Source organism: Sphingopyxis sp. MG, assembly GCF_002953155.1.
Lineage (GTDB): Bacteria > Pseudomonadota > Alphaproteobacteria > Sphingomonadales > Sphingomonadaceae > Sphingopyxis > Sphingopyxis granuli.
The window spans coordinates 1,260,424-1,283,591 of the sequence record NZ_CP026381.1 but is presented as its reverse complement, the minus strand read 5'-3'; the positions used below and the strand labels follow the sequence as shown (position 1 = coordinate 1,283,591).

The window sequence follows — 23,168 nt, the reverse complement described above, 5'->3', positions numbered from 1 at the left end:
CGCGCCCGCGGCGAAAGGACCGGCGCCGACAACAAATGGGGCCCGCGAAACCCGTCATGGCGACGGGGCGGAGCGCCCGAAAATGGGAGGGAAAAATGAACCGGATTACGCTGTTCCGTTCGATGCTGCTTGCCAGCCTTGCCGTTCCGACATCCGCCTATGCCCAGACCGACGGCGCGTCGGCCGCCCGCGATTCCGAAATCGTCGTCACCGCGACCAAGCGCGAGCAGACGCTGCTCGACGTGCCGCTGTCGGTCGCGGCGGTCAGCGGCGAGGGCATGGAAGCGATGGGCATCCGCCAGTTCAACGACCTCCAGTCGAGCGTCCCCAATCTGCAGATCGACCAGACCAACGGCAATTTCGTCGTGTCGATGCGCGGGCTCGGTTCGGGCGGCGGCAACCTGGCCTTCGAACAGTCGGTCGGCTTCTTCATCGACGGCGTCTATTCGGGCCGGTCGCGGTCGATGCAGACCGCGATGATGGACGTCGCGCGGGTCGAGGTCGTGCGCGGTCCGCAAGGCGCGCTGTTCGGCAAGAACACCAACGCCGGCGCGATCAGCGTGATCAGCCGCGCGCCCACCCGGCAGTTCGAAGCGCAACTGCGCGGCCGCTACGAGTTCGAGAATGACGGCTATGGCGGCGGCGGCTTCGTGTCGGGTCCGTTGACCGACAGCCTCAGCGCCCGGATCAGCTTTCAGGCCGGGCACGAGGGCGGTTACATGTACAACCGCGTCACCCGACGCGACGACAACAGCAACAACAATATGGGTATCCGCGGCCAGTTGCTGTTCGAACCCGCCGGCGGGGGCGGATCGATCCTGTTCAAGGCCGAATATGCCGAGAACAACTACAAGGGCGGCAACCTGACCTACAACGGTCTGGGCAACTGCGTCTTCTGCGACCAGATCCGCGCCGCGTCGGCCGCCGTCGGCGGCCCGCCCGAACGCCCCTCGTTCGAGCGCGCGCAAAGTTCGGCCTATCCCGAATTCTCGCGCACCAACAACCTCAACCTCACCGTCACCGCCAAGCTCGACCTCGGCGGGGGGTTCGAGCTTTCGTCGATCTCGGGCTATCAGCGGCTGCGCGCCCGGACGCAGAACGATATCGACATCAGCCCCATCGCCTTTTCGGATTCGATCCATACCGAAAACAGCTCGCAGCTTTCGCAGGAAATCCGGGTCGCGGGCGCCGTCGGGCCGGTCGACCTGATCGTCGGCGGCTCCTATTTCTATGCGCGGTCGGACATCCTGCAGGAAATCTACTGGAACGGCGCCGACAAGGTGCTGACCCCGCCGATCGGCCCCTTGCTGCAAGGGACGGCGCGGCTGCCGTTCCACCAGACGAGCGAGGCGCTGTCGCCCTTCGCCGCGATCGACTGGCATCTGACCGATGCGCTGACCTTCAGCGGCAGCCTGCGCTACAACCACGAATCGAAGCAGGCGCGCGTCGCCGGGGAAATGAGCGTGCTCGCCTATCCCAGCTACGTCTTCATCCGCTCGCGCAGCGAGGCGCTGTGGGATTATTCGGCGAAGCTCAGCTACAAGTTCGGCCCGTCGGCGCAGGTCTACCTCAGCTATGCGACCGGATCGAAGGGCGGCGGCTATGTGTCGAACGACAGCCGCCTCGGCCTGACCGGGCGCGTCGAGTTCGAGCCCGAGCGGGCGCGGTCGTGGGAGGCCGGCGCCAAGCTGCGCCTGCTCGACAACCGGCTGCACCTGAACATGGCCGCCTTCACGACCGATTTCACGAACCTTCAGGTCTCCTCCTTCACCGGATCGTCCTTCACCACCGGCAACGCCGCCGAAGCGCGGTCGCGCGGGATCGAGGGCGACGCGGCGTTGCGGATCGGCGACATGCTGACGATCGGCGGTTCGCTGGCCTATCTCGACGCCTATTACACCGATTATCCGGGGGCGGCCTGCACCTATGACGCGCCCGCGGGCTGCACGACGATGAACCTCGCCGGCTACCGGCTGACGCGCGCGCCGAAGTGGAAATGGAACAGCTATGCCGAGGTTCGGGTGCCGGTGGCGTCGGACTGGGCGCTGACCGGCCGCGTCGCGGCGGACTATACCGGCGCCTCCATCTATCAGGACGACCGCCATCCCAACAATATCATGCCCGGCTATACCAAGCTCGACGCGCGGCTCGCGCTCGCGTCCGAGGCGAACGACCTCGAGGTCGCGCTGATCGGCCGCAACCTGACCAACAAGGTGTCGTTCAGCCAGTCGTTCGGCGTGCCGCTGGTGGCGGGAAGCTGGGCGGTGTTCGTCAATCCGTCGCGAACCATCGCGCTGGAGGTCACCAAGGGCTTTTGACCCGGCATTGCAGAGGGGCCTGCCATGCGGAACGCTCTGCGGGAAAACGGACCGGATGTGCAAGACGGCGGCGCCGGCGACGGCGGACAGCTGCACGATCTTGCACGTCTGGTCTTCCAGTCCTTCCAGCGGCTGCTGGAGCACCGGACCATGGTGCACGACGTGTCGGCGAGCCAGTGGAGCTTCCTGCGGCAGCTGTGGCGCACCGACGGCATCTGCCAGCGCGAGCTGGCCAACCGGTTGGGAATTTCCGAAGCCACGGCTACCATCGCACTTCGCAGGCTGGAGGAAAAGGGTTTCGTCAGCCGCCGGCGCAATGCCGGCAACCGCCGCGAGATGCTGGTCTTCCCGACCCGGCGCACGCAGGCGCTGGAGGCGGTGCTGATCCCCCTCGCCCGCGACGTCCATGTCCTGGCGACGCAGGATTTCACGGCGGCGGAGGTCGCGACGCTCGAACGGCTGCTGCGCAGCGTGATCGCCAATCTCGCCGCAGCCTGAGGAGACGCACGAGGTGAAGATATTGCATATCGCGGGCAGCCCCAAGGGCGAGCGGTCGGCTTCGCGAAAACTGGCGGACGTCTTCCTGCGCCGCTATCGCGCCCTGCATCCCGACCATGAGATCGGCGACATCGACGTGTTCGACGCCGCAGCGAATCCCGATTTCGGTGCGGTCCACGCCATCCACAAGCTGGCGCCGCTGTTCGGCGAGGAACGGAGCGAAGCGGGGACGGTCGCGTGGGTCGATACCGAGCGGCTGATCGCGGATTTCGACCGCGCCGACAAGATATTGCTGTCGTGCCCGATGTGGAACTATTCGGTGCCGTGGGCGGTGAAGCGCTATCTCGATCACCTGATGCAGCCCGGCCGGACATTCGGGTTCGACCCCGCGACCCGGCAGCACTTCGGCCTGCTCCGCGACCGCCCCGTCCAGTTCATCCTCACCCGTTCCTCGACGGGCGACGACGATCCGGGGGATTTCCAGCTGCCCTATCTGCTGCACATATTCCGGCAGATGGGCCTGCACGATATTCGCGTGATCAACGCCTGCAAGACCACGAAAGCCACCGCGCCGGAGCGGCTCGCCTATCTCGATTCCTTCACCCCGGAGCTGGAGGCGGCCGCCGCCCGTTTTTGAACGCCCTGCCCTCGATACGGCATCACCCTGCTTCTTCGCTTGCGGGATCGGCCCGCGCGTCCTAGACGCTGCGCTTTAATGACAAGCGCAACCACCCGACCCGCCAGCGACTACCCGCCCGGTGGCGATGCCTTTCGCCATCGCGACCTGACCGGCATCGCCCAGCTCGCCCCATGGGAAATTTCCTATATCCTCGACGCCGCCGAACAGTGGGTCGAGCTGAACCGTTCGGGCGCGGCGAAGCATGACGATGCGCTGAAGGGCCTCACCATCATCAACGCCTTCTTCGAGAATTCGACGCGCACCCTGCTGTCGTTCGAAATCGCGGGCAAGCGGCTCGGCGCCGACGTCGTCAACATGCACGCGGCGCAGTCGAGCGTGAAGAAGGGCGAGACGCTGATCGACACCGCGATGACGCTGAACGCGATGCGCGCCGACGCGATCGTCATCCGCCATTCGGCATCGGGCGCGGTGCAACTGATCGCAGACAAGGTCGACTGCCCGGTGCTGAACGCCGGCGACGGGCGGCACGAGCATCCGACGCAGGCGCTGCTCGACGCGCTGACCATCCGCCGCCGCAAGGGCAAGGTCGAGGGGCTGACCGTCGCGATCTGCGGCGACGTGCTGCACAGCCGCGTCGCGCGATCGAACATCCTCGCGCTGACGCTGCTCGGCAACGAGGTGCGCGTCGTCGCGCCGCCGACGCTGATCCCGCCCGCGCTCGACCGCATGCACGCCGTCCCCTTCACCGACATGGACGAGGGGTTGAAGGGCGCCGACGTCGTGATGATGCTGCGCCTCCAGAACGAGCGCATGGACGGCGCCTACCTGCCCAGCGCGCGCGAGTATCACGCGCTCTATGCGCTGACGCCGCAGCGGCTGGAGAAGGCGAAGCCCGACGCGATCGTCATGCATCCCGGCCCGATGAACCGCGGGGTCGAGATCGACAGCAGCATCGCCGACGACCCGGTGCGATCGACGATCACCGAGCAGGTCGAAATGGGGGTCGCGGTGCGCATGGCGTGCCTCGACATATTGACCCGCCGCAAGCGGGGGGTGCCCGGATGGAACTGAAGCCGCTGCTCATCGCCAACGCCCGCCTGCTCGGCGGCAACGTCGGCAGCCTGCTCGCGGTCGGCGGCCGCATCGCCGCGATCGACCCCGCCGAGCGTCCCGAGGGCATCGAGACGGTCGATGCGAAGGGCCAGTGGCTCGCCCCCGGCATCATCGACCTCGGCGTCTTCGCGACCGACAAGCCGGCCTTTCATTTCGGCGGCATCACGCGCGCCGCGCTGATGCCCGACAGCGGCCCGCTCGACGGCGCGGGGCTCGTCGAGCGCGCGGCGAAGGGCGGCAAGCCCGACCTGTGGGTTCATCCGCTCGCCGCCGCGACCAAGGGGCTCACCGGCAGGGAACTGGCGGAAATCGGGCTGATGAAGGGCGCGGGCGCGCGCGCGGTGGCGACGGGCCGGGACCGGATCGCAGACGCCGGCGTGATGCGCCGCGTCCTCTCCTACGCCGCGTCGCTCGGCCTCACCGTCATCGCGCATGCCGAGGACGAAGGGCTGACGCACTGCGCGGTCGCGACCGATGGCGAGATGGCGACGCGCCTCGGCCTCGCCTCCGCGCCCGCGATCGCCGAGGCGATGGCGATCGCGCGCGACCTGCTGCTGGTCGAGGAAACGGAAGCGCCGCTGCATATCCGCCAGGTCACGACGCGGCGCGGGCTCGACCTGATCCGCGCCGCGAAGGCGGCGGGACTGCCCGTCACCTGCGGCATCACGCCCGCGCACCTGTTCCTGTCCGACACCGCGATGGGCGATTTCCGCACCTTCGCGCGCCTGTCGCCGCCGCTGCGGTCGGAGGACGACCGCCGCGCCTGCCTCGCCGCCATCGCCGACGGCACGATCGACGTGCTCGCTTCGGGCCACGACCCGCGCGGGCCCGAGGACAAGCGCCTGCCCTTTGCCGAGGCGCTGCCCGGCATGGCGGGCGCCGAGACGCTGCTCGCGATGGGGCTGCAACTCGTCCGCGACGGCCATGCGACCCCGGCGCGCCTGTTCGACCTGCTCGCCGCAAACCCGGCAAAGCTGCTCGGCCTTAATGCCGGAACGCTGGCGGTCGGCGCCGAGGCCGACCTGATCCTGATCGACGACGGCACGCCGTGGCAGGTCGATGCGAAGAAGATGGCGGCGTGGGCGGGCAACACCCCCTTCGACGGCATGCCGATGCAGGGCCGCGCCACGATGCTGTGGAAAGGCGGCGTGCGGATACGCTGAGGCGCGATGGCTTTGGATTGCCGCGTGGCTTTGTCGCTCGCGGATGACGAGTCCATTCCATGTCATCGGGCCGTAGCGCGTCAAATCCGAACCGTCCGCCCCCCGCTTTCGCGGGGGCAGGCGCTGAGCTTGTCGAAGCCTGTCCTGAGCACCTGCAAGGCCGTCGAAGGGCCGTTCTTTCTTTTGACGCCGCAGGAAGAAAGGCGGTGCTTCGACAGGCTCGGCACGAACGACAGAAAGAGTGATGCAGATTTAATGCACGATTCTCTAAGGTCTGTGGGGATTCAGAGTCTATCGCCGCGATATTGTATAAAGCCGTGTTCCCCCGCCCTTCGACTGCCCGCAGGGCGGGCGCTCAGGATAAACTTCCGCCATAGGCGGAAGGCGGGGGTCCATCTTCGGCCGGTTCCATCTCGAAACCACCGCAGATGGGTCCCCGCCTTCGCGGGGACACACGATAAAGGACAGTCGCAAGATGAACCCCCACACGCCTTAAAATGGTGCCCATCCGAGGCATGGCTCCCTAGCCTGATCATCTTCGGATGAATCGTGCCGTGTCCCCGCGCAGGCGGGGACCCAGAGCGATAGACGCCGACATGGCTCCATCCGCTCTGGGCTCCCGCCTTCGCGGGAGCACTCGGCTTTATAGCCCAAACGATTGTTCTCCGGGGCAGCGCGGAACCAGGATGGTTCCTCGCAATGATAATCCCGCCGAGCAGTCCGGTCCGATACCCGTTTTCCAACCGCGCCCTACCGCCCCCCGGCGGCCAGCCGCGCGCGCAGGTTTTGCAGGTCGCGCTGCGACAGCGGCGCCAGCGCGGCGGCGGGCTTGCCCTTGCGAAGGCGCTCGCGGTCCTTTTCCGACGGTTCGACGCGCCGTACGCGCACCGGGGCGTGGCCCTGCGCCTTCATCCCGAGTTGTTCGGCCGCGCCGCGCGACAGGTCGATGATGCGTCCGCCGCCCGCAAAGGGGCCGCGATCGTTGACGCGCACGACGATCCGCCGCCCGGTGTCGAGCGCCGTCACCTCGACATAGGTCGGCAGCGGCAGCGTCGTGTGCGCGGCCGTGACCCATCCGGGGCGGAATTTCTCGCCATTGGCGGTGCGGTTGCCCGATTCGCTGCCGTACCAGCTCGCATAGCCCACCACGTCATAGGCGGGGGCGGCGGCGGGCACATAGGTCGTGCCGCGGACCGCATAGGGCTTGCCGATCCGCACCGGCGAATCGCTGACCGGACGGAAATTCCCGCCCGCGCAGGCCGAAAGCATCAGGATCGCCGCCGCGGCCCCGGCCAACCGGACGGGGCGGCAATCGGGACGGCCCCGCATCCCTACCCCAGCACCCAGCTTCGCCGCGGATAGCCCTGCGCCCACAGCAGCGCGGTCAGGTCGTGATGGCGGATCGCGGCGTCGGCGGCGTCGGCGGCCGCGGGGTGCGGGTGATAGCCGATGCCCAGCCCGGCCGCGGTGATCATCGGAATATCGTTGGCGCCGTCGCCGATCGCCAGCGTCTCGGCCAGCGGCAGCCCGCGCGCCGCGGCCTCGGACTGGAGCATCGCGAGCTTGGCGCCCGAATCGACGATCGGCTCGCGCACCTGCCCGGTCAGCCGGCCGCCCACGATCTCCAGTTCATTCGCGACCACCTTGTCGAAGCCGACCGCTTCCGCGACCGGCCCGGCGAAGGGCATGAAACCGCCCGACACCAGCACCGACCAGGCGCCGTGCGCCTTCATCGTCTGGACCAGCGTGCGCGCCCCGCGCGTCAGCCGGACCCGCTCCATCCGGCATTCGGCCAGCGTCGTTTCCGCCATGCCGCCCAGCAGCCCGACGCGTTCCGCCAGCGCGCCGCGAAAGTCGATCTCGCCGCGCATCGCCTTTTCGGTGATCGCCGCGATCTGCGCCTTCAGCCCCGCATAGTCGGCGAGTTCGTCAATGCACTCGACGGTGATCATCGTCGAATCCATGTCGGCGATCAGCAGCTTCTTCGTCCGGTCGCCGAGCGGCTGGACCACGATGTCGAGCGCGCCATGGTCCATCTTCGCAAGCTCGCTGCGCGCGCTGACCAGACTGCCCTGAAAGACGATGTCGGCCGCGTCGCCTTCGTCGAGCCAGTGCGGCGCGCCCACGTCGTGCCCGGTCGCGGCGAGGCGGTCGATCGCCTCGCGCACCACCTCGCCCGTCAGCGCTCCGGCTGCTATCAGCGTCGCAACGAACATGGCATCTCCTTCTTCATCCTCGAGCCAGCGGCTTCCTGTGGCGCTTATCGCCGGGCCGACCGCCAGCGGCAAGAGCGCCCTTGCCGTCGCCTTGGCGCAGGCGGTGGGGCGTGCGCAAGTCATCAATGCCGATGCCAGCCAGGTCTATCGCGACCTGACCATCCTGTCGGCGCGCCCGACCGCGGCGGAGATGCAGGGCGTCCCGCACCATCTGTTCGGTCATGTCGACGGGGCGGACGGCGCCTATCACGCGGCGCGCTGGGCCGCCGAAGCGCGCCGTGCGCTGGCCCGCGCGTGGGAGGACGACGATATCCCGATCCTGGTCGGCGGGACCGGTCTCTATCTGCGCACGCTGCTCGACGGCATCGCGCCGGTGCCCGCGATCGCCCCCGATATTCGCGCCGAAGTGCGCGCGATGGCGGTGGCCGACGCCCACGCCGCGCTGACGAAGGCCGATCCCGCCGCGGCGGCGCGCCTGCATCCCGCCGACACGACGCGCGTCGCCCGCGCGCTCGAAGTGGTGCGCGCCACGGGCCGGCCGCTCGCCGACTGGCAGCGCGCGCGCGAGGGCGGCATCGCCGACTCCGTCGCGCTCGTCCCGCTGGTCCTGCTGCCGCCGCGCGACGAACTGCGCGCGCGCTGCGACGCGCGGCTCGCCGAAATGTTCGAGCGTGGCGCGATCGACGAGGTCGCGGCGCTGATCGCCCGCGATCTCGACCCCGACCTTCCCGTCATGCGCGCGATCGGCGTGCCGCAGATCGCCGCCCTGCTGCGCGGCACCCTGTCGCGCGCCGAGGCGCTCGACCGGGCGCAGGCCGCGACCCGCCAATATGCGAAACGCCAGTTCACCTGGCTGCGCCATCAGCCGCCGGCCGGATGGCCCCGACACGAAGCGTCATTATCCGTCGATTCCATAAAGGAAATAGCAATAAAATTACAACATGCACTGTTGACAGGATAGAATCATATACCTATTGCCCGCAGCCTTGTTGCGTCGCACAAGCGCGGGCCTTGCGCGCGGGCGAAATGGAGAAAAGGAGCAGTGTCGTGACGGAAATGAGCGGTGCCGACATGGTGGTTCAGGCGCTGGTCGACCTTGGGGTCGATACAGTGTTCGGCTATCCGGGCGGCGCGGTCCTTCCGATCTATGACGCGCTGTTCAACCACCCGACGATCCGGCACATTCTGGTCCGCCACGAACAGGCGGCGACCCACGCGGCGGAGGGCTATGCCCGCGCCACCGGCAAGCCCGGCGTCGTGCTCGTCACCTCGGGCCCGGGCGCGACCAACGCCGTGACGGGCATCACCGACGCGCTGCTCGATTCGATCCCGATGGTCGTGCTGACCGGGCAGGTGCCGACGACCCTGATCGGAACCGACGCATTCCAGGAATGCGACACGGTCGGCATCACGCGCCACTGCACCAAGCACAATTATCTGGTGATGGACCCCGACCGGCTGGGCCCGATCATCCACGAGGCGTTCCATATCGCGACGCATGGCCGGCCCGGTCCGGTGGTGATCGACATCCCGAAGAATGTGCAGGTGGCGACCGGCACCTACAGCATGCCCGAACTGATCGAGCACCAGAGCTATCGCCCGCAGGTCGAACCCGACGCCGATGCGATCGCCGATGCGATCGCGCTGATCGCGGCGGCCGAGCGCCCGATCTTCTACACCGGCGGCGGCGTCATCAACGCGGGCCCGGACGCGAGCGCGGCGCTGCGCCAGCTCGTCGGGCTGACCGGCGCGCCGATCACCTCGACGCTGATGGGGCTCGGCGCCTTTCCGTCGGACGATCCGAAATGGCTCGGCATGCTCGGCATGCACGGCACCTATGAATCGAACATGGCGATGAATCGCGCCGACCTGATCATCGCGGTCGGCGCGCGCTTCGACGACCGCGTCACGGGCCGCCTCGACGCCTTCGCGCCGCATGCGAAGAAGATCCACATCGATATCGACCGGTCGTCGATCAACAAGATCGTTCCCGTCGACGTCGCGGTGCTCGGCGACGCGGGGCGCGCGCTCGACGCGCTGATCGGCGCGTGGCAGGACAAGGGGCACAAGGCGCGCGACCTCGGCGAATGGTGGCGCCGCATCGACGGCTGGCGCGCGACGCGCTGCCTCGACTTCCCGGAGAAGAAGGACAGCGGGGCGGAGATCATGCCGCAGCGCGCGGTCAAGGCGCTGTTCGAGGCGACGCGCGGCCGCGACCCGATCATCACCACCGAGGTCGGGCAGCACCAGATGTGGGCGGCGCAGCATTTCGGCTTTTCCGCCCCCAATCGCTGGCTGACGTCGGGCGGTCTCGGCACGATGGGCTATGGCTTTCCCGCCGCGGTCGGCGCGCAGGTCGCGCGGCCCGACCGCCTCGTCATCTGCATCGCGGGTGAGGCCTCGCTCCAGATGAACATCCAGGAAATGGGCACGGTCAGCCAGCACCGCCTGCCGGTGAAGATCTTCATCCTCAATAATGAATGGATGGGGATGGTCCGCCAGTGGCAGGAACTGACCTATGAAAGCCGCTATTCGAACAGCTATTCGGACAGCCTGCCCGATTTCGTGAAGCTGGCGGAGGCCTATGGCTGGACGGGGCTGCGCATCGACACGCTGGGCGAACTGGAGGACGGCATCCGCACCATGATCGATACGCCCGGCCCGGTGATCGTCGACTGCCGCGTCGCCAAGCTCGCCAACTGCTTCCCGATGATCCCGTCGGGCGCGGCGCATACCGAAATGATCCTCCAGCCGAGCGACGTCATCGGCACGATGGACGACGAAGCCAAGGCTCTGGTGTAACCGACATGAAAATCACCACCGAAGCGGGCGAGCGCCATGTGCTCGCCATCACCGTCGACAACGAGGCCGGGGTGCTCGCCAAGATCACCGGGCTGTTCACCGCGCGCGGCTATAATATCGAAAGCCTGACGGTGGCGGACATCACCGCCGACCATGCGCTGTCGCGCATCACCATCGTCACCTCCGGCCCGCCGCCGGTGATCGACCAGATCATCGCGCAGCTCGACCGGCTGGTTCCGGTCCACAAGGTCATCGACCTCGCCGACCAGGGCGCGCATGTCGAGCGCGAGATCGCGCTGGTCAAGGTCGCGGGCACCGGCGAGAAGCGCATCGAGGCGCTGCGCCTCGCCGACGTGTTCCGCGCCAAGGTCGTCGACACGACGCTGACCAGCTTCGTCTTCGAGATCACCGGCAACAGCGACAAGGTCGACCGCTTCATCGCGCTGATGCGCGAATGCGGCCTCGTCGAGGTCGGGCGCACCGGCATCGTCGCCATCTCGCGCGGACCGGAGGCGGTTTAGTTCAATTTCGTGCTCCCCCGCGAAGGCGGGGGTCCAGTCAACGTCAGATGGGTCCCCGCCTTCGCGGGGACACACTATTGAGGAAGAAAGACATGCAGGTTTACTACGATCGCGACGCCGACCAGGATCTGATCAAGAACAGGAAGGTCGCCATCCTCGGCTACGGCAGCCAGGGCCACGCCCACGCGCAGAACCTGCGCGACAGCGGAGTCAAGGAGGTCGCGATCGCGCTGCGCCCCGGTTCGGCGACCGCGAAGAAGGCCGAAGGCGCGGGCTTCCGGGTGCTGTCGAACAAGGAAGCCGCCCAGTGGGCCGACGTCATCATGATCGCCGCCCCCGACGAGCATCAGGCGAAAATCTATTATGACGACCTTGCCGACAATCTGAAGCCCGGCGCCGCGCTCGCCTTCGCGCACGGCCTCAACATCCATTTCGGCCTGATCGAGGCGCGCCCCGACATCGACGTCTTCATGGTCGCGCCCAAGGGCCCCGGCCACACGGTGCGCAGCGAATATCAGAAGGGCGGCGGCGTCCCCTGCCTGATCGCGGTCGCGCAGGAAGCCAGCGGCAATGCGGGCAACGGCCACGCCAAGGCGCTCGCGCTCAGCTACGCCTCGGCGGTCGGCGGCGGGCGCAGCGGCATCATCGAGACGACGTTCAAGGAAGAATGCGAAACCGACCTGTTCGGCGAGCAGGCGGTGCTGTGCGGCGGCATCACCCACCTGATCCAGGCGGGGTTCGAAACGCTGGTCGAGGCGGGCTATGCCCCCGAAATGGCCTATTTCGAATGCCTCCACGAAACCAAGCTGATCGTCGACCTCCTCTATGAAGGCGGCATCGCGAACATGCGCTATTCGATCTCGAACACCGCCGAATATGGCGACATCAAGACCGGCCCGCGCATCATCACCGACGAGACCAAGGCCGAGATGAAGCGCGTCCTCGCCGACATCACCTCGGGCCGCTTCGTCAAGGATTTCGTCCTCGACAACCAGGCCGGACAGCCCGAACTGAAGGCCAGCCGCAAGGCCGCCGCCGCGCATCCGATCGAACAGACCGGCGCCGCGCTGCGCGCGATGATGCCGTGGATCGCGAAGAACAAGCTGGTCGACAAGGCGGTCAACTGACCGCGCCGGACAGCGACGGAACCTCGTCATTGCGAGGAGCGTAGCGACGAAGCAATCTCCAGCCATCGACTTCGCACATGGTCGATAGCTGGAGATTGCTTCGCTCCGCTCGCAATGACGAACGGAGGGAAATGATGAGGCAGCCCTTCCACGCCCACCGCGCCGATCTCGCTGCGCTCGCGGCCGAAGACCGCCGCCGCACCCTCGTCCCGCGCGCCGGGATCGATTTCGCCTCGAACGATTATCTCGGTCTCGCCGGCTCCGCCGCGCTGCGCGACGCGCTCTCTCAGGGCATAGCGCGCGGTCTTCCCGCCGGCTCGGGCGGCTCGCGCCTGCTGCGCGGCAATCATGCGGAACATGAAGCGCTCGAAACCCATGCCGCGCGCCACTATGGCAGCGAGGCGGCGCTGTTCTTTCCCACCGGCTTCGCCGCCAACGCCGCGCTGTTCGCGACGCTGCCGCAGCGCGGCGACCTGATCGTCCACGACGAATTGATCCACGCGAGCGCGCACGACGGCATGAAGCTCGGCCGCGCGGACATCCGTGCCGCCGCGCACAATGACGCGCAGGCCTTCGACGACGCCGTCGTCGCGTGGCGCAAGGCGGGCGGCACCGGCACGCCGTGGATCGCGGTCGAAAGCCTCTACAGCATGGACGGCGACACGGCGCCGCTCGCCGACCTCGCGATCGTCGCCGCGCGCCACGACGCGGTGCTGGTGGTCGACGAGGCGCACGCGACCGGCGTCTTCGGTCCTGCCGGACAGGGCCTCGCGCACGGCCTTGCGTCCCGCGAAAGGCTCATCACGCTGCACACCTGCGGCAAGGCGCTCGGCTGCGAGGGGGCGCTGCTTTGCGGGCCGCAGATCGTCCGCGATTTCCTCGTCAACCGGGGCCGCCCCTTCATCTTCTCCACCGCGCCGTCACCGCTGATGGCGTGGCTCGTCCGCCAGGCGCTGGAGATCGTGGCGACCGAGCCCGAGCGGCCCGCGCGCCTTCACGCGCTCGTCCGCCATGCCGAGGCGCGCCTTGCCGCGCTCGGCCTGCCCGCGAGCGGCAGCCAGATCCTTCCCGTCGTGATCGGCGACAACGCCCGCGCGATGCGCGTCGCCGGCGCGTTGCAGGCCGCGGGCTTCGACGTCCGCGGCATCCGCCCGCCGACCGTGCCGCAGGGCACCGCGCGCCTGCGCATCGCGATCACGCTCAACGTCGCCGAAAGCGATATCGACGCGATGACCGGCGCGCTTGCCGACGCGATGGCGGCCGCCTGATGCCGCGCTTCGTCGTGACCGGCACCGACACGGGTATCGGCAAGACCGTCTTCACCGCCGCGCTGGCGGGGGCGCTCGGCACCGCCTATTGGAAACCGATCCAGTCGGGGCTCGAAGACGAAACCGACAGCGAGGTCGTCGCGCGGCTGGCCGGGGTGCCGGTCCGGCCCGAGGCGTATCGCCTCGTCACCCCCGCCTCCCCCCACCTCGCGGCCGAGATCGACGGCGTCGTGATCGATCCGGATGCGCTGACCCCGCCCGCGGGCGACCTGATCGTCGAGGGCGCGGGCGGCGTCCTCGTCCCGGTCACGCGCACGCTTCTCTATGCCGATCTGTTCGCGCGCTGGCGGATTCCGGTCATCGTCTGCGCGCGCACGGGTCTCGGCACGATCAACCACAGCCTGCTGACGATCGAGGCGCTGCGCGCGCGCGGCGTCCCGATCCACGGCATCGCCTTCGTCGGCGACGCCGTCGAGGACAGCGAGGCGATCGTCGCGAAAATTGGCGGCGTCCGCCGTTTGGGCCGCCTTCCCCGCCTCGATCCGCTGACGGACGAGACGCTGGCGCAAGCCTTCGCCGCCAACTTCGATCTCGCCGGCTTCACCTGAAACCAGAAGCCGCTCGCCCTGAGCCTGTCGAAGCCTGTCCTGAGCGCCTGCAAGGCAGTCGAAGGGGGCTGTCCTTTTTTCCATCCGGCGCCAGAAGGAAGAACGGTGCTTCGACAAGCTCAGCACGAGCGATAAGAGAGGTCGCACTTATGTCACCCATCTGGCATCCCTTCACCCAGCACGGGCTCGGTGAGCCGATACCGCTGATCGACCGGGCCGAGGGCGCGCGCCTTTACGACGCGCAGGGCAACAGCTGGATCGACGCCATCTCCTCGTGGTGGGTCACCACCCACGGTCACGCGCATCCGCGCATCATGACCGCGATCCGGGCGCAGAGCGAGAAGCTCGACCAGCTCATCTTCGCAGGCTGGACGCACGAGCCGGCCGAAGCGCTCGCCGCCGAACTGGTCCGCATCACCCCCGATCCGCTGACCCGCGTCTTCTTTTCGGATTCGGGTTCGACCAGCGTCGAGGTCGCGCTGAAAATGGCGCTCGGTTACTGGTTCAACATCGGCGAGGCGCGCAGCCGCATCCTGGTGATGGAGCACAGCTATCACGGCGACACGATCGGCGCGATGTCGGTCGGCGAGCGCGGCGTCTACAACCGGGCGTGGCAGCCTTTGCTCTTCGACGTCGGCACCATTCCCTTCCCCGCCGGGGGACGCGAACAGGCGGCGCTCGACGCGCTCGAAGCCGCCTGCGCCGAAAAGCCCGCCGCCTTCATCGTCGAACCGCTGATCCTCGGCGCCGGCGGCATGCTGATCTACCCCGCATGGGTGCTCGCGGAGATGCGCGCGATCTGCGCCCGTCACGGCGTCCTGTTCATCGCCGACGAGGTGATGACCGGCTGGGGCCGCACCGGCACCCGCTTCGCCTGCGACCAGGCGGGGGTGATCCCCGACATCGTCTGCCTGTCGAAAGGGCTGACCGGCGGCGCGATGCCGCTCGCGGTGACGCTGTGCATCGAACCGATCTTCGAAGCGCATTATTCGACCGACCGCGCGAAGACCTTCTATCATTCGTCGAGCTATACCGCGAACCCGATCGCCTGCGCCGCGGCGGTCGCCAATCTCGCCATCTGGCGCGACGAGCCGGTGCAGGCGCGGATCGATGCGCTCGCCGAGGCGCAGGCGGCGCATTTGGCGCTGCTGGCCAGCGATGCGCGCATCGCGAACCCGCGCCGGCTGGGCACCATCGCCGCGCTCGACGTCCGCGTCCCCGACGGCGGCTATCTGTCGACGCTCGCGCCGCGCCTGATCGCTTTCTATCGCGAACGCGGCGTCCTGCTCCGCCCGCTCGGCAACAGCATCTATGTCATGCCGCCCTATTGCATCGCGCCCGGCGAACTCGCGCAGGTCTGGAACGCGATCGCCGCATCGCTCGATCTCGATCCATCGCCGTAAGTGGTGGAGCGTCCGCTCAAGCATTCTCCAGGAAGGGGGAAGCGCCTCTATGGCGTGTGAGGATTCAGGTTTTGGCGCGCTGCCCCATCCGTTCGTCATGCTGAACTTGTTTCGCAATTATCCCCTTCCGACAGGTGAGCGTTCCCCGGCGAAAGCCGGGGTCCAGATGGCACAGCGCTGCCCCACGTGGACCCCGGCTTTCGCCGGGGATCACCAGCGTCCCTGTCTCAGGGGTATAAACGCCAACTTGTTTCAGCATCCATGGCCGGCCTCCCCCCTTTTGCGCCGCCTTCCATTCGAGGGCAGACCATGGACCCCCGGATCGGGTCCGGGGCAGGCTCTGAAACAGGTTGGCCATTACCCCTTTTCGACAGATAATTGTTCCCCGGCGAAAGCGGGGGTCCATGCGAAGCCGCGCTGCGCCAGTTGGACCCCGGCTTTCGCCGGGGAACAGCGCCTGACTTGCCTGAAGGGTATATGTCCCAACCAAGTTCAGGGTGACGAAGGGAGAATTCAGGGCGATAAAAGCGAGAAACCGTGCCGAACTCCGAATCCACAGGCCGCAGTTCGGCCTGGGTTCATCTGCGGCCGTCCATCGTCGCAGGCCACGACATCGGGAACGCGATCCGGAATGACAGGAAAAGCCGCTCTTCTGACTTGTCTCGCGGCCCTCGCCTCCGCGGTTCCGGCGCTTGCGCAGGAGGAGGAAAGCCTCGCGCAGTCGGCGCAGCCGCCGCAAAAGACCTCGATCCTCTATACCTATGGCGACGAACCCTGTCCCGAGGCGCAGGGCGACGAGATCGTCGTCTGCGCGCAGCAGCCCGAATCCGATCGCTACCGCGTCCCCAAGGAATTGCGCGAGGAGATCAAGGACGACGCCCCGGTCGGCGGCGGCAGCTGGGCATCGCAGGTCGAGGGTTATGAGACGATCGCCCGCGCCACCCGGCCGAACAGCTGTTCGCCGGTCGGCAGCTACGGCTTCACGGGCTGCGCCGCCGCCGCGCTGCGCGAATGGTTCGAGGCGCGGCGCGCGACGCACCCATAGACCCCACAGTCCGGAAACCGTGCGTTTCGCCGCGACGACATTGACGCCGCGCCGCCCTCTCGCCTAGCCTCGCCGCTCTCGGAACAGGAGCCCCCCCATGCGCCATACCCTTCCCTTCGCCGCTCTCGCGCTCGCCGTCGTCGCGGTCCCGGTCGTCCTTGCGCAGGGCGGCCCCGCCGTGCCCGGCGCGCCCGACAGGAGCCGCGTCGCCGCCGGAACCTATGCCGCCGACCCCGGTCACACGATCGTCGTGTGGGAGGTCGATCATTTCGGCTTCAGCAAATATCAGGGGATTTTCGGCGACGTGACCGGCACGCTCGTCCTCGATCCCGCCAACCCGGCGGCCGCGAAGGTCGACGTGACGATCCCGGTGTCGAAGGTGACGACGGCAAGCGCCGGGCTGACCGGCCATCTGCTTCGTGCCGGCAAGGACGGCGCCAAGCCCGATTTCTTCGGCCCCGATCCCGCCGACGCGCGTTTCGTGTCGACCCGCGTCGTCCTCGACGACGATGGCGACGAGGCGAAGGTGACGGGCAACCTCACGCTCAACGGCGTGACCCGGCCGGTGACGCTCGATGTCGATTTCCACGGCGCGGGCACCAATCCCGGCAGCAAGAAGGAAACCGTCGGCTTCGAGGCGGAGGGCGAGATTCGCCGCAGCGACTTTGGCATCCTCTATGGCATCCCGCTGGTCAGCGACCGTGTCGAGCTGAAGATTCACGCGGCGTTCGAGAAGCAGTAGGCGCCTTCCCACCGCACTTTTTGCGGCCGCCCTCTTGCCAAGCCCGCGCTTTTTGGTCATGAGCGCGGGCGATGCGCATGCGCGGCCTCCTTCTTCTGCGACTTACACGCCCTTGGGCGTGACTTTCGGCCTGCGCCTTTCGCGGCGGGCCACGCGCTCAAGGGCCTGACGACACAGCATCCGAATCCACACAAGCAGAAGAAGCCAACCCATGCCCATGCTCCGCGACCCCTCGGCCAAGTACCGACCCTTTCCGCAGGTCCCACTGGAAAACCGCCAGTGGCCCGCCCGCACGATCACCAAGGCCCCGATCTGGCTCTCGACCGATCTGCGCGACGGCAACCAGGCGCTGATCGACCCGATGGACGCCGAAAAGAAGACGCGCTTCTTCGACCTGCTCGTCAAATGCGGGCTCAAGGAGATCGAGGTCGGCTTCCCCGCTTCGGGCGCGACCGATTTCGATTATATCCAGAACCTCGTCCGCTCGGGCCGCATCCCCGACGACGTCACGCCACAGGTGCTGACGCAGGCGCGCGCCGACCTGATCCGCACCAGCTTCGACAGCCTGGCGGGCGCGAAGACCGCGATCGTCCACCTTTACAACGCGGTCAGCCCCGCGTGGCGCCGCATCGTCTTCGGCATGGAGATGCCCGAGATCAAACAGATCGCCATCGACGGCGCGAAGCAGCTGCGCGACAATGCCGCGCGCCTGCCCGGCACCGACTGGCGCTTCGAATACAGCCCCGAGACCTTCTCGACCGCGGAGATCGATTTCAGCATCGAATGCTGCGCCGCGGTGATGGACGTGCTCCAGCCGACGGCGGACAAGCCGATCATCCTCAACCTGCCCGCGACGGTCGAGGCGGCGACGCCGAACATCTACGCCGACCAGATCGAATATTTCTGCAAGCATCTGCCGAACCGCGACCGCGCGCTGATCAGCCTGCACACGCACAACGACCGCGGCACCGGGGTCGCGGCGGCCGAACTCGGCCTGCTCGCGGGCGCCGACCGCGTCGAGGGCTGCCTGTTCGGAAACGGCGAGCGCACCGGCAACACCTGCCTCGTCACCATCGCGCTCAACATGTACACGCAGGGCGTCGACCCCGAACTGGACTTCTCCGACATCGATCAGGTCATCCAGACGGTCGAATATTGCAACCAGTTGCCTGTCCACCCGCGCCACCCCTATGGCGGCGAGCTGGTCTACACCGCCTTTTCGGGCAGCCACCAGGACGCGATCAAGAAGGGGTTCGCGGCGCGCGAGCGGCAGAACGACGACAAGTGGGAAGTCCCTTACCTGCCGATCGACCCCGCCGACCTGGGGCGCAGCTACGAAGCGGTGATCCGCGTCAACAGCCAGTCGGGCAAGGGCGGCGTCGCCTGGGTGCTCGAACAGGACAAGGGGCTGAAGCTGCCGAAGAAGATGCAGACGAGCTTCAGCCACATCGTCCAGGCGGTGGCGGACCAGACGAGCCGCGAGCTGACCGCCGACGACATCTGGACCGCCTTCGAGGGGCATTATCTGGCGGCGGACGGCAAGCGCTTCCAGCTCGTGAGCTGGGCGGAAAGCCAGAGCGGCGCCGACCGCATCTTCGCCGGCAAGCTGACCATCGACGGCGCCGAGCGCAGCATCAGCGGCCGCGGCAACGGCCTGATGTCGAGCGTCGTCGCCGCGCTGGCCGAATCGGGCGGCCCGGCGATGGACATCGTCGATTATTCGGAACATGCGATCGGCCAGGGCAGCAACGTGCAGGCCGCCGCTTATGTCGAATGCCGCACCCCCGACGGCCGCAGCCTGTTCGGCTGCGGTCTCGACACCGATGTCGCGACCGCCAGCGTGCGCGCGATCCTGTCGGCGGCGAACGCGATCTGATCCGGTCGCGGAGGCCGGGGCGGCGCGGGCCGCCCCGGCCTCCGCGCACCCCTTCCCTCTCCCGTCCGCCGCATCCCGGTCACGACTGGCCCGATCGGCGTTTCGCGGTGCGCGCATTTGGTCCTAAGCCGATGCGCGCAGCCGGGGGGCGGCGAAGGAGAAGGACCCGTGAACGCATCCCAGGCCCCGTCCGCCAGCGGCCCGAGCGCGTCCGTCGCGCCCGCCGGGCCGCTCCCCGCCGACGGGGGAAGCAGCGACCTGTTCTGGAGCCTGCAATATTGCCGCGCGAGCGCGCTGTCGCTGACCCGTCTCGAACTGGCGCTCGCCAGCAGCGACCGGCAGCGGATCGTCGAGGCGATCGACCGCCTCCACGCGCTCGACCGCGAAATCGAGCGCAGGGTCGCAAGCCTGCCGCCGCCGCCCGATCCCGACCCCGAGCGCGAGGCGATCGACCGGCACCTCGACCGCGAGAAGATGGCGGTGGCGTTCGAGAAGCTGGCGCTCGCCAGCGGGATCAGCGGCCCCGCCCTCGCATCGCCGCCCGCCTTCGCGGCGCGCACGCGGCCCGAACCCGAGCTTTCTCATGCGGTCGAAGGGCCGCCCTTCGATCGCCGGCGGACCCATATTCTCGCCTCGCACGGCCCGAAGATCGCGCTCCTGCTGGCGATCGCGGCCGCCACCGCCGCGCTGCTGGCGACTGCCTTTTAGGATAGGGGCAATCACCACGCCGCGAAACACATATAAAGATTTCTTTATATAGTGCTTGACAGGATCGTCGCGGCGCCTATTCTGCATGCTGTCGAGGTTCTTCGCGCCGGGCATCCGGGGCGGAGCGAAGATGGGAAGCCGGTGCAAAACCGGCGCTGCCCCCGCAACTGTAAGCGGCGAGCGGCGGTCGATCATGCCACTGGTTCGGCAAGGAACCGGGAAGGCCAGACCGCTGCGGCGACCCGCGAGCCAGGAGACCTGCCTCGTCAGATACGTCCTCCGGCGGGGTGCCCGGTCAGGCCGCATGCATGGCTGCGTCCGACCCTTGCCCTGCGGACGCGGGATATCGTGCGTTCGCGTCTGTCCGTCGCCCTTGCCCCCTGCAAGGTGCTCGAAATGACTGTCAGCGTCGCCACTTTAGGCTTTCCCCGCATCGGCCTTCGCCGCGAACTCAAGGTCGCGCTCGAATCCTACTGGTCGGACAAATCGACCCTCGCCGACCTGCACGCCGCAGCCGCTGGCCTGCGCGTCGCCCATTGGGCGCGGCAGAAGGCGCTGGGGGCCGACATCCTGCCGTCGAACGATTTTTCGCTCTACGACCATGTGCTCGACACCTCGGCGCTGATCGGCGCCGTCCCCGCGCGCTACGACTGGGACGGCGAGACGGTCGATACCGATCTCTATTTCGCGATGGCGCGCGGCGCGCAGGGCGATCCGATGCACGCCGGGTGCGGCCACGCCGCCGATACGACCGCGCAGGAGATGACCAAATGGTTCGACACCAACTATCATTTCCTCGTCCCCGAACTCACCGCCGGCCAGACCTTCCGCATCGCTTCGACGAAGATCTTCGACGAATATGACGAAGCGAAGGCGCTGGGGTATCAGACGCGCCCGGTGCTGCTCGGCCCGGTCAGCTACCTGATGCTCGCCAAGGGCAAGGCGGTCGAACCGCTCGCCCTGCTTCCCGCGCTGCTCGACACCTATGCCGAGATTCTCGCGCGGCTGACGAAACAGGGCGCCGAGTGGGTGCAGATCGACGAGCCCTGCCTCGTCCTCGATCTCGACGATGCGCAGCGCGCCGCGTTCGAGCGCGCCTATGCGCGGCTCGCGACGGCGGGGCCACGCCTGATGCTCACCCCCTATTTCGGCGGTCTCGGCGACAATCTCGATCTCGCTGCCGAACTGCCCGTCCACGGCCTCCACCTCGACCTCGTCCGCGCGCCCGAACAGCTCGGCCCGGCACTCGACAAGGTGCGGTCGCACGTCCTGCTGTCGCTCGGCATCGTCGACGGCCGCAACATCTGGCGCGCCAACCTTTCCGACCTTTACTGGCGGCTCAAGGAACTGGCGGCGACGCGCGACCTGATCCTCGCGCCATCCTGTTCGCTGCTCCACGTCCCGGTCGATCTGGCGCTCGAAACCGCGCTCGATCCCGAAATCGCGCAATGGCTGGCCTTCGCGACGCAAAAGATCGAGGAACTCGCCGCGCTCGCCAGGGCGTTGAACGAAGGCGAGGATGCCGCCTTCGCCGCCTTTTCGGCGTCGCGGATGGCCGCGGTCGCCCGGGCGACCTCGCCCCGCATCCACGATCCCGCCGTCGCCGCGCGCCTGGCCGCGCTCGATGCGGACGCCGCGCGCCGGGCCGCGCCCTTCGCCGCCCGCCGCGAGGCGCAGCGCCGGCGCCTTCCGCTTCCCCGCTATCCGACCACGACGATCGGCTCCTTTCCCCAGACGGCGGAGGTCCGCAAGGCGCGCGCCGCGCATATTCGGGGCGAAATCGACGATGCGGCCTATGACCGCTATCTGAAGGTCGAAACCCGCGCCGCGATCAAGTGGCAGGAGGAGATCGGCCTCGACGTCCTCGTCCACGGCGAGTTCGAGCGCAACGACATGGTGCAATATTTCGGCGAACAGCTTGCCGGTTTCGCCTTCACCCGCAGCGGCTGGGTGCAGAGCTATGGCTCGCGCTGCGTGCGGCCGCCGATCCTCTATGGCGACGTGTCGCGCCCGCGGCCGATGACGGTCGACTGGTGGCGCTATGCCCAGGATCAGACCGACCGGCCGGTGAAGGGCATGCTCACCGGCCCGGTGACGATCCTCAACTGGTCGTTCGTCCGCGACGACCAGCCACGCGAAGCGAGCTGCCGCCAGATCGCGCTGGCGATCCGCGACGAGGTGCTGGACCTGGAGGCCGCGGGCGCCGCGATCGTCCAGATCGACGAGGCGGCGCTGCGCGAAGGGCTGCCGCTGCGCCGCGGCGAATGGCCGCATTATCTGGGCTGGGCGGTCGAATGCTTTCGCATCGCGGCCTCCGGCGTGCGCGACGACACGCAGATCCACACCCACATGTGCTATTCGGAATTCAACGACATCCTTCCCGCGATCGGCGCGATGGACGCCGACGTCATCTCGATCGAAACCGCGCGGTCGCAGATGGAACTGCTCGGGGCCTTCGCAAGCTATGCCTATCCGAACGAGATCGGTCCCGGCGTCTATGACATTCATTCGCCGCGCATTCCGGCCGAGCGCGAGATGACCGACCTGCTGACCCTCGCCGGACGGCACCTGCCGCCCGATCGACTCTGGGTGAATCCCGATTGCGGGCTCAAGACGCGCAAGTGGGACGAGGTGCGACCGGCCCTCGTCTCGATGGTCGCCGCGGCGCAGCGGATGCGGATTCGGGAGGCCTATGATGCATGACGAAACCATGCCCGCGGACCAGCCCACGATCCGCGTCACCGCGATGCCCGCCAACGCCAATGTTTATGGCGATATCTTCGGCGGCTGGCTGATGGCACAGATGGACCTGGCCGCGTCTTCGGTCGCGTCGCTCCACGCGCGCGGCCGGGCGGTCACGGTCTCGGTGGAGGGCATGGCCTTCCACCGCCCCGTGTTCGTCGGCGACGAGGTGTCGGTTTTCGGCCGGCTGGTGAAGATCGGCCGGACCTCCATGCATGTCGAGGTCGAGGCCTGGGCGCGCGATCGCCATGCCGAGGACGGACACAAGGTGACGCAAGCGGTCTTCATCTTCGTCGCCGTCGGCCCCGACCGGCGCCCGCGCGCGCTCGGCCGCACCGCCACCGCGCCCCCACCGTCCTGACCCGTTCGCGCTTGTGA

At 68.0% G+C, this 23,168-nt stretch carries 20 protein-coding genes and 1 riboswitch; of the genes, 18 read left to right on the top strand and 2 right to left on the bottom strand.

All coding sequences use genetic code 11. The features are described 5' to 3' along the window. The first annotated feature begins 95 nt into the window (after window positions 1-95). From C3E99_RS05880 to C3E99_RS05860, 5 genes are all read left to right on the top strand, one after another. On the top strand, window positions 96-2,318 hold the full coding sequence (locus C3E99_RS05880) for a TonB-dependent receptor (protein ID WP_076075746.1): 2,223 nt from the start codon (window positions 96-98) through the stop codon (window positions 2,316-2,318). A 24-nt stretch (window positions 2,319-2,342) separates the two neighbouring features. After that, window positions 2,343-2,816: a MarR family winged helix-turn-helix transcriptional regulator gene (locus C3E99_RS05875; RefSeq protein WP_076075749.1), complete on the top strand. Its 474-nt coding sequence runs from the start codon at window positions 2,343-2,345 to the stop codon at window positions 2,814-2,816. A 13-nt stretch (window positions 2,817-2,829) separates the two neighbouring features. Next, window positions 2,830-3,453 (top strand): FMN-dependent NADH-azoreductase, encoded by a 624-nt coding sequence (locus C3E99_RS05870; protein ID WP_076075751.1) that lies wholly within the window; start codon window positions 2,830-2,832, stop codon window positions 3,451-3,453. Between the two features lie 78 nt (window positions 3,454-3,531). Next, window positions 3,532-4,527, top strand: a complete 996-nt coding sequence (locus tag C3E99_RS05865) for an aspartate carbamoyltransferase catalytic subunit (RefSeq protein ID WP_076075754.1) — start codon at window positions 3,532-3,534, stop codon at window positions 4,525-4,527. Continuing rightward, complete coding sequence (locus C3E99_RS05860; RefSeq protein ID WP_076075756.1) at window positions 4,518-5,732, top strand: dihydroorotase; 1,215 nt, start codon at window positions 4,518-4,520, stop codon at window positions 5,730-5,732. The genes C3E99_RS05865 and C3E99_RS05860 overlap by 10 nt, the downstream gene beginning before the upstream one ends. A gap of 750 nt (window positions 5,733-6,482) precedes the next feature. Here C3E99_RS05860 and C3E99_RS05855 read toward each other — a convergent pair. Together C3E99_RS05855 and serB are read right to left on the bottom strand one after the other, a co-directional pair. Continuing rightward, window positions 6,483-7,061 carry a septal ring lytic transglycosylase RlpA family protein gene (locus C3E99_RS05855; protein ID WP_076075759.1) on the bottom strand — a complete coding sequence of 193 codons (579 nt, stop codon included), beginning with the start codon at window positions 7,059-7,061 and terminating at the stop codon, window positions 6,483-6,485. 2 nt (window positions 7,062-7,063) lie between these two features. Further along, entirely contained in the window at window positions 7,064-7,948 is an 885-nt protein-coding gene (gene serB / locus C3E99_RS05850; RefSeq protein WP_067109660.1) for a phosphoserine phosphatase SerB, read from the bottom strand. Here serB and miaA point away from each other — a divergent pair. The 13 genes from miaA to C3E99_RS05785 all read left to right on the top strand — a co-directional run bounded on the left by miaA (window position 7,947) and on the right by C3E99_RS05785 (window position 23,151). Further along, the gene (gene miaA, locus C3E99_RS05845; protein ID WP_076075761.1) at window positions 7,947-8,909 is read left to right on the top strand and encodes a tRNA (adenosine(37)-N6)-dimethylallyltransferase MiaA; all 963 of its coding nucleotides are present in this window, start codon (window positions 7,947-7,949) and stop codon (window positions 8,907-8,909) included. The genes serB and miaA overlap by 2 nt on opposite strands. Window positions 8,910-8,995: 86 nt before the next feature. Beyond that, window positions 8,996-10,750, top strand: a complete 1,755-nt coding sequence (gene ilvB, locus C3E99_RS05840) for a biosynthetic-type acetolactate synthase large subunit (RefSeq protein ID WP_076075764.1) — start codon at window positions 8,996-8,998, stop codon at window positions 10,748-10,750. Window positions 10,751-10,755: 5 nt separating this feature from the next. After that, complete coding sequence (gene ilvN, locus C3E99_RS05835; RefSeq protein WP_067109669.1) at window positions 10,756-11,271, top strand: acetolactate synthase small subunit; 516 nt, start codon at window positions 10,756-10,758, stop codon at window positions 11,269-11,271. Between the two features lie 92 nt (window positions 11,272-11,363). Continuing rightward, a complete protein-coding gene (ilvC, locus tag C3E99_RS05830; RefSeq protein ID WP_076075767.1) occupies window positions 11,364-12,398 on the top strand; it encodes a ketol-acid reductoisomerase in 1,035 nt (344 codons plus the stop codon). 131 nt (window positions 12,399-12,529) lie between these two features. After that, window positions 12,530-13,666 (top strand): 8-amino-7-oxononanoate synthase, encoded by a 1,137-nt coding sequence (locus C3E99_RS05825; protein WP_442800479.1) that lies wholly within the window; start codon window positions 12,530-12,532, stop codon window positions 13,664-13,666. Next, window positions 13,666-14,274 carry a dethiobiotin synthase gene (gene bioD / locus C3E99_RS05820; RefSeq protein WP_076075771.1) on the top strand — a complete coding sequence of 203 codons (609 nt, stop codon included), beginning with the start codon at window positions 13,666-13,668 and terminating at the stop codon, window positions 14,272-14,274. Before C3E99_RS05825 ends, bioD begins: the two co-directional genes overlap by 1 nt. A gap of 149 nt (window positions 14,275-14,423) precedes the next feature. After that, window positions 14,424-15,677: an adenosylmethionine--8-amino-7-oxononanoate transaminase gene (locus C3E99_RS05815; RefSeq protein WP_076075774.1), complete on the top strand. Its 1,254-nt coding sequence runs from the start codon at window positions 14,424-14,426 to the stop codon at window positions 15,675-15,677. A 631-nt stretch (window positions 15,678-16,308) separates the two neighbouring features. Continuing rightward, on the top strand, window positions 16,309-16,722 hold the full coding sequence (locus C3E99_RS05810; RefSeq protein WP_104959533.1) for a hypothetical protein: 414 nt from the start codon (window positions 16,309-16,311) through the stop codon (window positions 16,720-16,722). A 97-nt stretch (window positions 16,723-16,819) separates the two neighbouring features. Continuing rightward, window positions 16,820-17,464 (top strand): YceI family protein, encoded by a 645-nt coding sequence (locus C3E99_RS05805; RefSeq protein WP_076075779.1) that lies wholly within the window; start codon window positions 16,820-16,822, stop codon window positions 17,462-17,464. Window positions 17,465-17,675: 211 nt separating this feature from the next. After that, a complete protein-coding gene (gene leuA / locus C3E99_RS05800) occupies window positions 17,676-19,340 on the top strand; it encodes a 2-isopropylmalate synthase (protein WP_083675105.1) in 1,665 nt (554 codons plus the stop codon). A gap of 168 nt (window positions 19,341-19,508) precedes the next feature. Continuing rightward, the gene (locus C3E99_RS05795) at window positions 19,509-20,048 is read left to right on the top strand and encodes a hypothetical protein (protein ID WP_076075782.1); all 540 of its coding nucleotides are present in this window, start codon (window positions 19,509-19,511) and stop codon (window positions 20,046-20,048) included. A 77-nt stretch (window positions 20,049-20,125) separates the two neighbouring features. Then, a riboswitch (cobalamin riboswitch) is annotated at window positions 20,126-20,328 on the top strand. A gap of 116 nt (window positions 20,329-20,444) precedes the next feature. Then, entirely contained in the window at window positions 20,445-22,751 is a 2,307-nt protein-coding gene (metE, locus tag C3E99_RS05790) for a 5-methyltetrahydropteroyltriglutamate--homocysteine S-methyltransferase (protein ID WP_104960326.1), read from the top strand. After that, a complete protein-coding gene (locus tag C3E99_RS05785) occupies window positions 22,741-23,151 on the top strand; it encodes an acyl-CoA thioesterase (RefSeq protein ID WP_076075784.1) in 411 nt (136 codons plus the stop codon). The genes metE and C3E99_RS05785 overlap by 11 nt, the downstream gene beginning before the upstream one ends. The last annotated feature ends 17 nt before the right edge of the window (window positions 23,152-23,168 follow it).

Excerpts from the sequence above, each read along its gene's own strand:
- C3E99_RS05805 (WP_076075779.1), top strand. The coding sequence starts at position 16,820 with ATGCGCCATACCCTTCCCTTCGCCGCTCTCGCGCTCGCCGTCGTCGCG.
- miaA (WP_076075761.1), top strand. The coding sequence starts at position 7,947 with ATGGCATCTCCTTCTTCATCCTCGAGCCAGCGGCTTCCTGTGGCGCTT.
- C3E99_RS05875 (WP_076075749.1), top strand. The coding sequence starts at position 2,343 with ATGCGGAACGCTCTGCGGGAAAACGGACCGGATGTGCAAGACGGCGGC.
- C3E99_RS05825 (WP_442800479.1), top strand. The coding sequence starts at position 12,530 with ATGATGAGGCAGCCCTTCCACGCCCACCGCGCCGATCTCGCTGCGCTC.
- serB (WP_067109660.1), bottom strand. The coding sequence starts at position 7,948 with ATGTTCGTTGCGACGCTGATAGCAGCCGGAGCGCTGACGGGCGAGGTG.
- metE (WP_104960326.1), top strand. The coding sequence starts at position 20,445 with ATGACTGTCAGCGTCGCCACTTTAGGCTTTCCCCGCATCGGCCTTCGC.
- C3E99_RS05815 (WP_076075774.1), top strand. The coding sequence starts at position 14,424 with ATGTCACCCATCTGGCATCCCTTCACCCAGCACGGGCTCGGTGAGCCG.
- leuA (WP_083675105.1), top strand. The coding sequence starts at position 17,676 with ATGCCCATGCTCCGCGACCCCTCGGCCAAGTACCGACCCTTTCCGCAG.
- ilvC (WP_076075767.1), top strand. The coding sequence starts at position 11,364 with ATGCAGGTTTACTACGATCGCGACGCCGACCAGGATCTGATCAAGAAC.
- C3E99_RS05810 (WP_104959533.1), top strand. The coding sequence starts at position 16,309 with ATGACAGGAAAAGCCGCTCTTCTGACTTGTCTCGCGGCCCTCGCCTCC.
- C3E99_RS05860 (WP_076075756.1), top strand. The coding sequence starts at position 4,518 with ATGGAACTGAAGCCGCTGCTCATCGCCAACGCCCGCCTGCTCGGCGGC.
- C3E99_RS05880 (WP_076075746.1), top strand. The coding sequence starts at position 96 with ATGAACCGGATTACGCTGTTCCGTTCGATGCTGCTTGCCAGCCTTGCC.
- C3E99_RS05785 (WP_076075784.1), top strand. The coding sequence starts at position 22,741 with ATGATGCATGACGAAACCATGCCCGCGGACCAGCCCACGATCCGCGTC.
- bioD (WP_076075771.1), top strand. The coding sequence starts at position 13,666 with ATGCCGCGCTTCGTCGTGACCGGCACCGACACGGGTATCGGCAAGACC.
- ilvN (WP_067109669.1), top strand. The coding sequence starts at position 10,756 with ATGAAAATCACCACCGAAGCGGGCGAGCGCCATGTGCTCGCCATCACC.
- C3E99_RS05865 (WP_076075754.1), top strand. The coding sequence starts at position 3,532 with ATGACAAGCGCAACCACCCGACCCGCCAGCGACTACCCGCCCGGTGGC.
- C3E99_RS05855 (WP_076075759.1), bottom strand. The coding sequence starts at position 7,061 with ATGCGGGGCCGTCCCGATTGCCGCCCCGTCCGGTTGGCCGGGGCCGCG.